This is a genomic window from Moorena sp. SIO1G6 (genome assembly GCF_010672795.1).
Lineage (GTDB): Bacteria > Cyanobacteriota > Cyanobacteriia > Cyanobacteriales > Coleofasciculaceae > Moorena > Moorena producens.
The window spans coordinates 26,635-40,684 of sequence record NZ_JAAHFZ010000033.1 but is presented as its reverse complement, the minus strand read 5'-3'; the positions used below and the strand labels follow the sequence as shown (position 1 = coordinate 40,684).

The 14,050-nt window shown below is 44.3% G+C and carries 14 protein-coding genes and 1 pseudogene; 8 read left to right on the top strand and 7 right to left on the bottom strand.

What is annotated here, in order from left to right:
• Nucleotides 1-354: 354 nt before the first annotated feature.
• Entirely contained in the window at nt 355-486 is a 132-nt protein-coding gene (locus F6K63_RS24965) for a hypothetical protein (protein ID WP_287251472.1), read from the bottom strand.
• A 188-nt stretch (nt 487-674) separates the two neighbouring features.
• Between F6K63_RS24965 and F6K63_RS24960 the strand changes: the two genes are divergently transcribed.
• Nucleotides 675-1,502 (top strand): ABC transporter permease, encoded by an 828-nt coding sequence (locus tag F6K63_RS24960; protein WP_287249193.1) that lies wholly within the window; start codon nt 675-677, stop codon nt 1,500-1,502.
• 59 nt (nt 1,503-1,561) lie between these two features.
• Here the strand turns inward: F6K63_RS24960 and F6K63_RS24955 are convergent, their stop codons facing one another.
• The 4 genes from F6K63_RS24955 to F6K63_RS24940 form a co-directional block, all read right to left on the bottom strand.
• Complete coding sequence (locus F6K63_RS24955) at nt 1,562-2,872, bottom strand: hybrid sensor histidine kinase/response regulator (protein WP_287249190.1); 1,311 nt, start codon at nt 2,870-2,872, stop codon at nt 1,562-1,564.
• Nucleotides 2,873-2,874: 2 nt separating this feature from the next.
• Entirely contained in the window at nt 2,875-3,324 is a 450-nt protein-coding gene (locus F6K63_RS24950) for a response regulator (RefSeq protein WP_008181452.1), read from the bottom strand.
• Between the two features lie 20 nt (nt 3,325-3,344).
• On the bottom strand, nt 3,345-5,381 hold the full coding sequence (locus F6K63_RS24945; RefSeq protein WP_287313392.1) for a PAS domain-containing sensor histidine kinase: 2,037 nt from the start codon (nt 5,379-5,381) through the stop codon (nt 3,345-3,347).
• 294 nt (nt 5,382-5,675) lie between these two features.
• Nucleotides 5,676-6,329, bottom strand: a complete 654-nt coding sequence (locus F6K63_RS24940) for a DUF8692 domain-containing protein (RefSeq protein WP_287313391.1) — start codon at nt 6,327-6,329, stop codon at nt 5,676-5,678.
• A gap of 274 nt (nt 6,330-6,603) precedes the next feature.
• Between F6K63_RS24940 and F6K63_RS24935 the strand changes: the two genes are divergently transcribed.
• From F6K63_RS24935 to F6K63_RS24920, 4 genes are all read left to right on the top strand, one after another.
• Nucleotides 6,604-6,807 carry a hypothetical protein gene (locus F6K63_RS24935; protein WP_287313390.1) on the top strand — a complete coding sequence of 68 codons (204 nt, stop codon included), beginning with the start codon at nt 6,604-6,606 and terminating at the stop codon, nt 6,805-6,807.
• Nucleotides 6,808-6,856: 49 nt separating this feature from the next.
• Entirely contained in the window at nt 6,857-7,750 is an 894-nt protein-coding gene (gene argB, locus F6K63_RS24930) for an acetylglutamate kinase (RefSeq protein ID WP_071104335.1), read from the top strand.
• Between the two features lie 97 nt (nt 7,751-7,847).
• Nucleotides 7,848-8,366, top strand: coding sequence for a hypothetical protein (locus tag F6K63_RS24925; RefSeq protein WP_287313389.1), 519 nt, complete (start codon nt 7,848-7,850; stop codon nt 8,364-8,366).
• Between the two features lie 33 nt (nt 8,367-8,399).
• Entirely contained in the window at nt 8,400-8,594 is a 195-nt protein-coding gene (locus F6K63_RS24920) for a hypothetical protein (protein WP_154659714.1), read from the top strand.
• Nucleotides 8,595-8,614: 20 nt separating this feature from the next.
• Here F6K63_RS24920 and F6K63_RS24915 read toward each other — a convergent pair whose 3' ends face one another.
• A complete protein-coding gene (locus tag F6K63_RS24915; RefSeq protein WP_008181460.1) occupies nt 8,615-8,938 on the bottom strand; it encodes a PepSY domain-containing protein in 324 nt (107 codons plus the stop codon).
• 137 nt (nt 8,939-9,075) lie between these two features.
• Here F6K63_RS24915 and F6K63_RS24910 point away from each other — a divergent pair, with 137 nt between their 5' ends.
• Together F6K63_RS24910 and F6K63_RS24905 are read left to right on the top strand one after the other, a co-directional pair.
• On the top strand, nt 9,076-9,909 hold the full coding sequence (locus F6K63_RS24910) for a DUF3153 domain-containing protein (RefSeq protein ID WP_008181465.1): 834 nt from the start codon (nt 9,076-9,078) through the stop codon (nt 9,907-9,909).
• A 369-nt stretch (nt 9,910-10,278) separates the two neighbouring features.
• Nucleotides 10,279-10,624 (top strand): annotated as a pseudogene (locus F6K63_RS24905) (zinc ribbon domain-containing protein); the annotation flags it as partial.
• A gap of 274 nt (nt 10,625-10,898) precedes the next feature.
• Here F6K63_RS24905 and secA read toward each other — a convergent pair.
• On the bottom strand, nt 10,899-13,712 hold the full coding sequence (gene secA / locus F6K63_RS24900) for a preprotein translocase subunit SecA (protein WP_287313388.1): 2,814 nt from the start codon (nt 13,710-13,712) through the stop codon (nt 10,899-10,901).
• Nucleotides 13,713-13,876: 164 nt separating this feature from the next.
• On the opposite strand from secA, the gene F6K63_RS24895 reads away from it, so the two are divergent.
• Nucleotides 13,877-14,020 (top strand): hypothetical protein, encoded by a 144-nt coding sequence (locus F6K63_RS24895; protein ID WP_229414379.1) that lies wholly within the window; start codon nt 13,877-13,879, stop codon nt 14,018-14,020.
• The last annotated feature ends 30 nt before the right edge of the window (nt 14,021-14,050 follow it).

Below are 14,050 nucleotides of genomic sequence, written 5' to 3'. Positions count from 1 at the left end.
ATGTAGGGTGGGCAGTGCAGCAGACAGATCATCAAGCTTGCAAACCGCGTTGGTAGGCACTGCCCACCCTACGATTAATCACAATGGTGCTGAGGGTCAGTTGATGTAGGGTGGGCAGTGCAGCAGACAGATCATCAAGCTTGCAAACCGCGTTGGTAGGCACTGCCCACCCTACGATTAATCACTGTTACAATTCCCAGTCGGGAGTAGTTGATGTAGGGTGGGCAGTGCAGCAGACAGATCATCAAGCTTGCAAACCGCGTTGGTAGGCACTGCCCACCCTAGGATTAATCACTGTTACAATTCCCAGTCGGGAGTAGTTGATGTAGGGTGGGCAGTGCAGCAGACAGATCATCAAGCTTGCAAACCGCGTTGGTAGGCACTGCCCACCCTACGATTAATCACAATGGTGCTGAGGGTCAGTTGATGTAGGGTGGGCAGTGCAGCAGACAGATCATCAAGCTTGCAAACCGCGTTGGTAGGCACTGCCCACCCTAGGATTAATCACTGTTTGACTGAGTTGATGTAGGGTGGGCAGTGCAGCAGACAGATCATGAAGCTTGCAAACCGCGTTGGTAGGCACTGCCCACCCTACGATTAATGACAATGGTGCTCAGGGTCAGTGATAATATTGAGTGATGTAAAGGAAAATTAACTTAATTTAAACCAATACTGTGAAATCCAATCTATCACTGCCCCATCACAATACCTTCAAAGGGTCCCAGTTACCGACTATCGTGACCGATAGCTTCACGGTTTTGTGGGGGGACTGGCTAAAGTTACGGGTGCGAGTCACGCAAGTCGTTGCTAGTGGGCTAATCTCCCCACTGATCTACATATTGGCATTTGGTCTCGGTCTAGGGAGTACCTTAGATCGGACAATGGTTCCCCCAGTTGGTGAATCCTATTTAGAATTTATTCTGCCAGGAATGGTGGCGCTGTCGTCTATGACCATTAGCTTTGCTGGCACCACCTTTTCCATTTGCGGTGATCGGCTATACACGAAAACCTTTGAGGAAACCTTGTTGATGCCAGTCCATCCCTTAGCCTTGCATGTCGGCAAAATGATGGCGGGGATTTTGCGGGGATTAATGACATCTGCTTCAGTAATTTTGGTAGCAGTGCTGTTTACTGGGAAAGTATGGAGTTTTCTCAATCCCTTATTTTTCTTGTTGCTAGTGCTTAATTGTGCTGTGTTTGCCGGTTTAGGGGTGATAGTGGGATTGAATGTCAAATCCTTGGAAATGGTTGGTCTTTTCAACAACTTCTTAATTGTGCCGATGTCCTTCCTAGGTGGGACGTTTTTTGACCCAGCTACCTTACCTACAGCCCTAAAAGTTATTGTCTATCTATTGCCTCTAAGTTATACCAGCACTGGACTCCGGGCTGCTGCTTACTTACCTGTGTCTGAGTTTCCCTGGTATGCGATACCGATTCTGCTGGGGTTTGCGATCGCACTTTCTCTATTTGGTGCTCACCAATTTGCTCACCAGCAAGACTGATTAGGCACACTTACACGCTTACAGTAGGTATTAAGCGTTAACGACTAACCACTATTAACCTAAGACCTAACACCTGAAGAACGGGATGAGTGTAATGGTAATGTGACCGTAAAGGCTGTACCAACTCCCACTTCACTCTCTACACAAATCTCACCACCGTGGAGGTTAACACATTTTTTGACAATTGCTAATCCTAGTCCGGTACCAGAGATAGTACCAACATTACTACTGCGCTGAAAAGCCTCAAATAACCGTTCTTGGTCTTCTGGGGGGATGCCAATTCCGGAATCTTGGATCCGGAACATGGTACTATGATCACTCATGATCAGATCAAATTGGATATCACCCCCATCCGGTGAATACTTAATCCCATTGGAGAGCAAATTAGACAGAATTTGCCGCAATAGTTTTTCATCTAGATCAGCTTTTTCAAACCAACCCTGATTAATACAGCAGGAGGTTTCCTTTGAATTATTTGTACAGTTAAAGTTAATAGTCAACCCAGTATTAGCTGTTAGTTTAAATTCTTCGACAATTTCCTTACAGAAGGCTACCACATCTATAGGTAATGGTTTGAATTCCAATTTTCCTGCCTCAGCTTTACTGAATAGCAGTACATCACTCACTAACTTAGTCAGATGTTGAACCGTGGTTTGAATCCGCTGAAAATGACGTCGCTTTTTTTCGGAAGACCATTTATGACTATAATGTTCTAGTAATTCTGTCGAAGAGAGGATGGTGGCTAGTGGGGTGCGATATTCATGAGAAACGACAGAAACAATCCGAGATTTGAGGTCATTGAGTTCTTTTTCTTTATTCAACGCCTGACGAAGTTCTTCTTCCAAGCACTTCCGACTGGCAATTTCCCGTTGCAGGTACTGATTTTTTTGCCTTAATTCATCAGTTTGTTCCGCAACGCGATGCTCTAATTCTTCATTGAGTCGTTGCAATTGCTCCTCACTTTGTCGAAGCTGCTTCATAGTATTGGCTCGCTCAATAGCATAGCGAATGGTGCGGATCAGCAATTCACTATCAATTTTGCCCTTGACTAAATAATCTTGTGCTCCTTTTCGTAAAGCTTCTAGGGCGGTCACTCTATCATTAAGACCCGTTAACACCACAATGGGTAAATCCGGTACTACCTCGTGGGTTTTTGTGACTGTAATCAATCCCTGTTTATCCGGTAACGATAGGTCTAACAAGATTATATCAAAATGATGTTTACTGAGAGAATCAATAGCATCTTGTAACTTTTCTACCTGCACCAGTGACCACTGAATCTCTTGGGCATCAGTTAAAATGATTTGGAGAAGATCCGCATCAGCTGGGTTATCTTCTACTAGGAGTATTTTCAGGGAATTGGTGTCCATATTTATTGATATGATGGCAGTCTAACAAGGTCTAACCAAAATTCTTCAATCTGCTTCACCATCGACAGAAAATTTTCCCAATCAATGGGTTTACAAATGTAGCAGTTAGCTTTTAGCCTGTAAGTATTGATAATATCTTGCTGAGAGTCAGATGTGGTTAATATAATAATTGGTATCGTACTTATCTGGGGGTCTTCCTTGATTTCTTGGAGAACCTCGCGACCATCTTTTTTAGGTAAATTCAGATCCAGAAAAATTAAATGTGGACGTGGGGCTTCCTGATATTTTCCCTGCTGACGGAGGAATGCGATCGCTTTAGCACCATCATCAACCCAATGAAAGTTACTAGATAGGTTGCTATCACATAATGCCTCTAAAATGAGTTCGGCATCACTCGACGAATCTTCTACCAGCAGAATATCAATTGGTTGAGTATTTGTGATAATATTCATGATGCCAGTTCCTGAAATTTCTAGATAATGTTTAAATCCTGGTGATGCTGTGGTATTGAGAAGTAAAATGTTGTGCCTACTCCTAGCTCTGACTCTACCCAAATTTTTCCGCCATGACGCTCTACAATCTTCTTACAAACTGCTAGACCAATGCCTGTGCCGGGATACTCACGGCGGGTATGCAAGCGCTGGAAAATAGTGAAGATGCGCTCAAAGTATTCAGGCTCAATACCAATACCATTATCACGAACTGAAAAGATAAATTCTTTAGCCTTCAGTTCCGCTGAAATATGGACTCTGGGTAGCTCTTGGCTGCGAAACTTAATGGCATTACCGATCAGATTTTGCAGAAGTTGACTCAGTTGTATATCATCCCCCATAACTACAGGTAAGGAGTCATGGGTAACTATGGCATCGCTCTCGATAATCGCTACATTTAAATTGTCTAAAACCCGATTCAGTACTACCTCACAGTCAGTAGCTGCTAATTCTTTACCATGGGTTCCCACCCGAGAAAAACTCAGCAGATCTTGGATTAACTGCTGCATGTTAGTAGCGCCATCTACGATGTAATGAATATACTTATCTGCTTGAGCATCCAGGTTACTCTGGTATTTTTTAGCTAAGAGTTGGGTGTAGCTACTAATCGCTCGCAGTGGTTCTTGTAAATCATGGGAAGCCACGTAGGCAAACTGTTCTAACTCACGGTTAGATCGGGATAAATCTTGATTAAGTCGTTTGAGGGCCTCTTGAGCTTCTTTACGCTCTGTAATCACCTCAGTACTCATAATGATACCGCTAATTTTCCCAGCAATGTCAACCCAAGGACCGATTTCCCACTTGAGCCACTGTTGTTCACCATTAGCGCGAATAAACAAATCTTCTTCACACTCTGCTGAATAACCCTCTAAGCACCGTTGGTGTATTTTCTTCCAACCCTCAGGAGTTTCTGGAAATACCTCGTAGTAGCTTTTGCCAATGATGTTGTCATCAGATATGTTGTAATCTGAGTACCAGTGGCGACTAACAAACTGGTACCTCATCTGCTTATCGAACATGGCAATAGCTGCGGGTACATATTCCAAAAATCGGTTAAGCAGCTCTAGGTTGTTGCCTAATTCCGACTCAACCTGGCGTCGCTCTCTGATTTCAGCTTTTAAGACTTGATTAGCTGCTGCTAGTTGCTTTGTCCGTTCTAATATTCGTTGTTCTAACTCTTCATAGGCTTGGGTGAGGACATCATCCTCTAGCTTGCGCTTCGTGATATCCTGTACCACGGACACCACTCCGATGATGGTGCCATCAGATTCAATTAAGGGAGCATTGTGCCACTGGCAAAATATACTACTGCCATCTTGTGGATGGTAGTTTTCGGTAATGCAGTTGCTATACTGAAAATTCAAACAGTCTTGCAGAACTCGCTGGAACTGCTCTACGGAAGATTGCGGCTTGATCAATTGATGGGCACGATGTCCAAAGGCTTCCATCTTGGAATAGCCAAAAATTTTCTCGGCTACATGGTTCCACTGCATCACTTCACCATCCAGGCTCCACTCAATGAAACCAAGAGGAGTTTGCTCTACCAAGAGGGACAAGGTTTGTTGGGATCTCAGTAGTTCTTCTACGGTTTGCTTACGTTCAGCAATTTCCTTTTCCAGAGCTGTGTTAGTCGCTTCTAGTGGAGCTCGACTGGAGAATGCTAAGACTTTTGGCATCACTACTACTAGTGCGATCGCGCTAGAAAGAGAAAGTATGGCACTAGTCCCTTTGACTAAACCAGAGAGCCAATAATCGGGATGCCAAATTCTCCAGACCTCCAGCAAGTGACTGTTGCCACAGAACAAAACCCAGGCACTAAATAGTAATAAAATCTTGAGTAATGGCAGATCTTGGTTTTGAGACCAACAATAGATCAGCAACAGCAGAATAGAGTAATAGGATAGGGCAATTAGCAAATCCGATCCAGCATGAAGTCCAACTAATTCAGGCTTCCAGACATAGCAATGCTCCTGGGATAGATAATGACCGGAGAACATGTCTTGTAAGGTTTTGAGCATATGCCGTTGGTCAATTGGGCAAGAATTTCCAGCAGCACCGACGGTAACAGCAATGGTCAGATTAACCAGCTTGGTTTCGTACCAAGTAGCAGATCTCCCACTTATCCGTTGGAGTTAATTCCCTTTTGAAGTGGAACTGGGTATCAAGAAGGTAATCACCTCCGAGGACACTAAGACACACTTAGTTCTTATATTGTTAACGTTTTGACCACCGACTGTAAATCTGTGAAATTACGGAATTTTAACTTGCCCCATAACTCTTTGCCCAGAGAACTTTAAATCCCAATTTAGGAATTAGATAGCTCGATTTCTCTTTCTATTCCAAGATTGCAGCATCACCTGCCAGCATACCTGGCTGAAATAGAGAGTGATGTTCATAATACCCAATAACCGAGTGGCATCTTCTAGCATGGCTCGGGTTCCTTTTCCTGACAAATGGGAGAAGTCCACCAAACCAGATATGACAAATAAAATTGCCGCAATCATCAGGAGTATATATGGTGTAGCTCGAATTATCCTCCAAAAAGCTAATCCATAGAGGATGGCACCTATGCCATACATAAAATACACCGGCGCTTTGGAAATCCCTTGTTTTGCTAGTATTAAATTAATCCTGAAGACATCATCAATTAATAATATTCCAATGCCAAGGGCAGAGTATAAAAGAAATCGATTTATTTTTTGATTGGGCTGGATTTTGTTCAGCAATAACCAGCACCATAAACAAATGGTTACTACTACGCACCACATTAATTCAGACACAGCTGATAAAGTGCCGATGTAGGGGCGATTGAGAAGAAAAGGATCATCAAAAAGTCCTACGACTATATAACCCCTGTCCTGAATCTTGACATAGATACTTAAAACTAAAAATAGTATAATAATAAAGCTGTTATACCAAAGAATATAATGCTCGTGGCGCAGCTGTTTGAGAAGGATTTTCAGCATGGAGGTGAAACAGGTAAATAAGCAATTGTTTGTTGGGCTATATACTTAAGCTAACACAGGAGCTAATGGTAATCGGTCATTGCTCAGTAGTAGTGAGCGAAAATTACTGATTACTAATTACCCATTAAGGTAAATCTAAGATAAAGCCCTGCTTGAAGCTAGTAGCCTTGTTTTCTTCTGTTAAATTAGTCTTGGGTTTTGCTTCTAAATCCGCAATTTTTTCTAAAAACTATCTGATTTCAAGATCTGGGTGAGGTAGCTCGTCCTAGGTTAATTGGAGTCGGGAGTCGGGAGTCGGGAGTCGGGAGTCGGGAGTCGGGAGTCGGGAGTCGGGTCGAAAATTATACCCATATCACCATCTGACCATCTGACCCATCTATCTTTTACGAGAAGAAAACAGCTCTACCCCTGTTCCGCTGAAGCTTTGTCTGTTCCAATTCTTAAGGAACGAGCCATTCCATCTAGCCCTAAGCCATGAAAATGATTTAAACTGCTGTGGATGTGATTATAGATTTCAGTGATTGCCTATGCTCTATACTCAAGAGTACATTAGGGAAACTGAAGCAACCCGCGTGCGGGTACTCAGTGAAGCACTACCCTACATCCAAAAGTTTGCTGGTCGCACAGTCGTGGTTAAGTATGGTGGTGCGGCAATGAAAGACAGCAATCTCAAAGAACAGGTGATCCGGGATATCGTCTTCTTAGCTTGTGTAGGTGTACGACCAGTCGTTATCCACGGTGGTGGTCCAGAAATCAATAGCTGGCTGGGGAAATTAGGGATTGAGCCACAATTTAAGAATGGTCTGCGGGTGACCGATGCTGCCACGATGGATGTAGTGGAAATGGTGCTGGTGGGTCGGGTGAATAAAGAGTTGGTCTCTGGGATTAACTACGCCGGTGGTAATGCTGTTGGGCTGTGTGGCAAAGATGGTAACTTATTCGTAGCACGCCCAGAAGGTCAAGAGGGTATTGGCTTTGTTGGGGAAGTGAGCACTGTGGATGTGCGGCTAGTAGAGTCTTTGGTCAATAGTGGCTACATTCCAGTAGTGTCTAGCGTGGCGGCTGATGATACTGGCCAAGCTTACAATATCAACGCTGACACGGTGGCCGGTGCGATCGCAGCTGCTTTAGAAGCAGAAAAGCTGATCTTGCTGACTGATACCGCTGGGATTTTGAAGGATCCATTAGACCCATCTAGCCTGATTCCTCAGCTAGATATTCAACAATCACGGCAGTTGATTGAGAGTGGGGTAGTCTCTGGTGGGATGATTCCTAAGGTAAACTGCTGCGTGCGATCGCTTGCTCAAGGGGTACGTGCGGCTCATATTATTGATGGTCGCATTCCCCATGCCCTGCTCCTGGAAATCTTCACCGATGAAGGAATCGGTTCGATGATTGTCGGATCAGCATTTACCAACTAAGGACAAATGGAAAATGGCAACTAGGAAATTGTTAATTGAAAATGGAAATTAATAATTAACAATTAACAATTAACAAGGAAAAATTAACAAATTACTAATGGCTAATGAAAAATTTTACCTTGAGTACCAGTCAGGAAAAGCTGCATTTGAACGAGGAGAGTATCGTGCTTCTATAGAGCATTTGACTACAGCCAGGAATTTGGTAAATCTATCCTCTGGGCTCGGGGGAGAGGTGCAAATGTGGTTGGTGATGGCTTATGAGGCAGCTGGGCAAAAAGCGGAAGCGATCGCACTATGTCAACAGCTGACTAGCCATCCTGACCTAGAAACCTCCAAAGAAGGCAAAAATTTACTCTATATTCTGCAAGCTCCTCAGCTTACTAGACCAGCAGAATGGATGACCAACATTCCTGACTTAGGTGCGATCACAGAAAGTGACGACCGGGAGAGTTATGTGAATTATAGGTCTTTTAGCGGACGCAAGCAGCCTAGCCTAGGCTTGGTACCAGAACCCCTAGATCCTGCTGAGATTAACACTAAGGATAATCAATTCGTCTGGCTAGCTGTTGGTTTGGTGAGTTTAACCCTGGGTGGATTGATTTGGTTTGGGCTTTGATATGACTAGCTAGCAGAGACTGTTTTTTTAACTTTGCTTAAATCCAAGGGTTGGGTGGGTCGCACCGCGTCGCAAAAAGCGCGGGTCGCACCGCTCCCGATTCCCGATTCCCGATTCCCGATTCCCGTTCCCCTCCTGGGAGGGGTTAGGGGTGGGTTCCGATTCCCGATTCCCGATTCCCTGCTCCCTGCTCCCTGCTCCCTAGAAAAATGTACCTCACCGAATTAAAAACTGCTATAGTCAGTTGATTAACTATCTGGGGCGGTTTTTTTATCCATCGCTTTGCTAGAAAAAAGACCTTTCTTGCTGATACTTCTCCAATACATTACTATACCTGTAATTAACATAAAAAGTAATCCTAAACCATTTAAAAGTACATAAATTGGCCTCAGTTGATCACCAAGGAATCTTCCTTCGTGAATCACCATTAAAAAGTGGGCTTGATCTTTGGAAAGCCCAAACCAGCTTCTCCCTAATCGATAGGCTATCCCGGTGATTGCTGTGATCATGAAAGGCAGTAAGATGATTGGAGCTAAGGTACTATGCAGTTTACGTAAAGTAGGCTGATTCATAGGATTTCGGCTGGTTTTTGATATTCTATAACATGATTACAGCATGTTATGGTATCAGTTTTGGGTTATGTATGTAACAAATCGACCTATTGTTTAAGAAATCCCTAAGGACACTAAGAAAAAAAGGAGAAGGGTTGGTGAAGTTAAATTTTGTGAGTTTAAGGCAGTTGGTTAGTGGAACTCTGGGGCATTTACGGGTTCTGGGGGTGATTGTGCTGGCATCAGTGCTACTGTCTGGTTGTGTCAAATATGATCTTGGGGTCAGGTTTGACGGTGAACACCATGGCAAGATTGTCCAGCAGATCAAGCTTGGAGAACAGCTGACAAAGTTGAGCGATGCTGAAGCGACTGAATGGCTCAGAAGTCTCGAAAGTCGGGCAAAGCAGCTTCAGGGGAAAACTCAGCGCCTCTCAGACCGAGAAATTGCGATCGCAATTCCCTTTAACAACGGTAAGGAATTAGTATCCAAGTTTGAGCAGTTTTTTAACCCAGTTGGTCACCCAGAAGATGCCCGATTAGCACCAGAGAGTGATAGTAACCCCAGTTTTAACTCTAATTTACGCCTAGATCAAAACAACTTTCTGGTGGTGCAACGAAATCACTTAAGCTATGACCTGGATTTGCGCAGCCTAGGGGTAATCAACTCTGATAATGGCAAGATTGTGGTTACTGCTGGTTCACTGTTCGATTTGCAGTTTAGCCTAGAGACCCCTTGGGGAGCACACAGTATTGAGAAATCCCCCAATGTCATTAGCCCCAAAATTTATGATGATGGACATCAGCTAGTTTGGACACTGCAACCTGGTCAAATTAACCATATCGAAGTGGCATTTTGGCTACCCAGTTTCCTAGGTATTGGTATGATTATTATCATACTGGTGGTATTAGGTGGTTTCTACATAAAATACAAGTCTTTCCCCTGGGAAAGAACTGAAACTAATCAACCAGCAATACCATCAAAGGTGATGTAGTTTAAACCAGTTAGAGTTATACCAGTTAGAGAAACCAGTAATAGCTATTGGTTTCTTAACCACTAAGTTAATCAACATTAACTGGTAAGCATTCAGCCGTTAGCTGTCAGCCGTGAGCCTTTGGCTCACGCTACGCGAACAGCCTAATGCTTAAAATAAACCTCGAACCAAAAAATTTAACAGTTCGAGATTTTATCAAATTGAAAGTCTGGGTAAAAGCCCATCTAAGCATTCAGCAGTCAACCATTGGCCTTTGGCAAAGTGTGCCCATAAGCACATCAAGTAGCGTGCCCATAGCCCATAAGCTGATACGCGACACGCTGATAGCTGAATGCTTACGTTAACTTTCTATCATCTTATGAATAATTGTGGTTGGAGCACTTTGGTAATAAATTTGGCAGGATAACGGTTGCAGTAAATCCTGCTTATACTAGCCAGAATTGTTCTGAGTGCGGCGAAATTGTGAAAAAGTCTCTATCAACTAGAACCCATATTTGTAAGTGTGGATGTCAGTTAGATTCGCCGAAGGCGACGCTACGCGAACGAGACCATAACGCCGCCATTAACATCCTCGCCCATAGCATTGGGTACGGTGGGGCACATCGGAACCCTGGTCTTAGACCGAAACGCTTTCGGAGAACTGTCCTCTACTCTTCCTGGTTCCGACCTGGTTGAGCAAGACGGTTCTGTGAACAAAGAATCCCCGCGTCTTTAGACCGGGGAGTGTCAAATTCCTTTGCAACGAGCCAGAAAGATTGCTCAGTATCGTCAGGCAGAACGAAAGTTGATTCGACCATAGAGTTAAGTGCAACATTTTTGAATTAAGAATTAAGAATTAAGAATTAAGAATTAAGAATTAAGAATTTGGAATTCTACATTCTACATTCTACATTCTTAATTCTGCATTCTACATTCTACATTCTTAATTCTGCATTCTACATTCTACATTCTTAATTCTGCATTCTACATTCTACATTCTACATAAGACATCAAACTGCTTGTGGTTGCATTTGTGGCTGGAACTGGAACAGGGAGAATACCACATTGCGGCGGATATCGATCATCATTTCCAAGAACATCTCATAGCCTTCCTGCTTATACTCAATCAGGGGGTCTTTTTGGCCATAACCTCGTAATCCCACTGACTCCCTTAGGGCATCCATGGATTGTAAATGCTCTCGCCAGAGGTTATCGATTTGATTCAAGATAAAGAATCGCTCCGCTTGCCGCATTAGTCCTGGCTGAATTTGATCGACTTGAGCTTCCTTGATATCGTAGGCTTTGCGGACTTCTTCATGGAGGAAGGTTTTGATTTCCCCGACCGTCATATCTTCTAGATGCTGTGGTTCTAGATCTTGCAGTAAGTAGACAAATTCTTTGACCTTTCCTACCAAGCTCTCTAAATCCCACTCTTCTGGTGGTAACTCTGGGTTAACGTAGGCGTCTACAATATCACTCATAGTCTTTTCGGCATACTGGATGACTTGTTCTTTGAGGTCTAGTCCTTCCAGCACTCGCCGTCTTTCTGCATAAATTGCCCGCCGTTGGTTGTTCATTACCTCGTCATACTCAAATACCTGCTTCCGGGTATCGTAGTAGAAGGTTTCCACTTTCTTCTGGGCATTTTCTAAGGAGCTGGTGAGCATCCCGGATTCGATGGGCATATCTTCCTCAACCCGGAACATATCCATCATTTTTGCTACGCGATCGCCTCCGAATATCCGCAGCAGATTGTCTTCCAAACTGAGGAAAAATCGGGTAGAACCGGGGTCCCCTTGCCGTCCAGCTCGTCCTCTGAGCTGGTTATCAATACGGCGGGATTCATGACGTTCAGTACCAACAACGTGCAGGCCACCTTTTTCTACCACCTCATCATGTTCTCGGGTGGTGAATGCGTCATATTCCCCTCGAATTGCTTTATAGACTTCCCGCAGCTTTTGAATGACTGGGTCATTGGTGGGAGCATTTTCTGAAGCGATCGCTAATTTCTCTTCTGCTTCTAGTTCCGGTAAACTCTGCTGTCCATATTGTTCAACTGCAAAATTTACTGCCTCTTTTAGGCTTTGTTCCGTTTCCCGGGACAATTTGGTCGGGAAAATCTGAGGGCTAACTTTCCAGCTTTTCGGTTTCTTTCCTGGAGCAAACCCAACAGCATCTTTAGGCTTGGCAGTAGTTACCGCTATGGGGGCCAAGGCTTCGTCTTCCTCCGGCTGCACTATTTTGGGCATAAAATATTCCCGTAGCTTCAGCCGTGCCATGAAGTCAGCATTACCTCCCAAAATAATATCTGTACCTCGCCCGGCCATGTTGGTGGAAATAGTCAAAGCTCCTTTCCGTCCTGCCTGAGCCACAATTTCTGATTCCCGCTCTACATTTTCGGGTTTAGCATTGAGCAGGTTATGGGGTACCCCTTTTTCGGCTAACAGACCCGACAACAACTCGGATTTTTCTACACTCGTGGTTCCCACTAGCACCGGACGGCCTTGTTCATGGAGTTCAGCACATTCTTCTGCTACTGCCCTCCACTTAGCTGGCTCGGTCTTGTAAACCACATCGGAAACGTCTCGACGTTTAGAGGGTTTGTTAGTGGGAATAATCGTAACTTGCAAGTTGTAGATTTTTTCAAATTCCGCTTCTTCTGTTTTCGCGGTACCTGTCATACCGGCGAGTTTGGGATAGAGCAAGAAGAAATTCTGATAGGTAATGGTTGCCAGGGTTTGGGTTTCATTTTGAATGTCTACCCGTTCCTTGGCTTCTATGGCTTGGTGTAGACCATCACTCCACCGGCGTCCTGCCAACACTCGGCCAGTGAACTCGTCTACAATCACTACTTCCCCATTCCGCACGATATAGTTGACATCTTTCTGAAAGAGTTCCTTAGCCTTCAGGGCATTGGAAATATAATGAGCCCAAGGGTCTTTCGGGTCGTACAAATCTTTAACCCCTAGAAGTTGCTCTGCTTCGATAAACCCTTCATCGGTCATCAAGATGTTACGGGCTTTTTCATCAACTTCGTAGTGTCCTAGTTGATCAGGATTGTCTGGATCTTCTGGATAGAGCATGCGGGCAATTTCTGCGGCCTTAATGTACTTCTCGGTCGGTCGCTCCACTTGCCCAGAAATAATCAGTGGGGTTCGGGCCTCATCAATCAGTACTGAGTCTACTTCGTCAATAATGCAATAATTAAATGGACGTTGCACCACATCTGACATTGCTGTGGCCATGTTGTCCCGGAGATAGTCAAAGCCTAATTCACTGTTGGTGCTATAGGTTATATCACAAGCATAGTTCTTTTGCCGCTCGACCGGGGACATGCCCGATTGAATCAGCCCCACCGTCAGACCTAGGAAGCGATGAACTTGTCCCATCCATTCCGCGTCCCGACGGGCTAAGTAGTCGTTAACGGTTACAATGTGAACCCCTTTACTATCGATGGCATTGAGATAAGCTGGTAGAGTAGCCACCAGGGTTTTTCCTTCACCAGTTTTCATCTCTGCGATTTGTCCTTTGTGCAGGACAATGCCACCCATGACTTGGACATCATAGTGACGCATACCCAGCACTCGCTTTCCTGCTTCCCTCACTACAGCAAAGGCTTCTGGCAGAATTTGATCAAGAATTTCATCACGCTCTTGACTAGTGTTGGCTTTCTCCAGCTGCTGTTTAAACTCTGCGGTTTTGCCCCTGAGTTGTTCATCCGATAGTTGCTGGATGTCTTCTTCGAGGAGGTTAACTTCTACAACATCAGGTTGGTACCGTTTGAGCTTACGTGCGTTGGGATCACCAATTAGTCTCTTAAGCATAGCAGGAGAGGGAGATGTATAGTTGTGGGATGTATAATTGTGCGTTTAGGTACACTTTTATAGATATACTACCAAACTCCTGTGTCAAAATATGGGAAAATAGGGTAATAGGTAATTCAGCACTGACCCAACTATACCTTATTCTTTTGCTTGGGATACCCATCATGCCATCATCCCATCTTAAGCATTCAGCATTCAGCATTCAGCATTCAGCTAATGGGCTACGCCCACGCTACTTGAGGTGCTATCAGCTAATGGGCTACGCCCACGCTACGGGAACGGCGGACGCTACGGAAGGTTTAGTTTAAGCTGACCGCTGACCGCTGAATGCTTACATC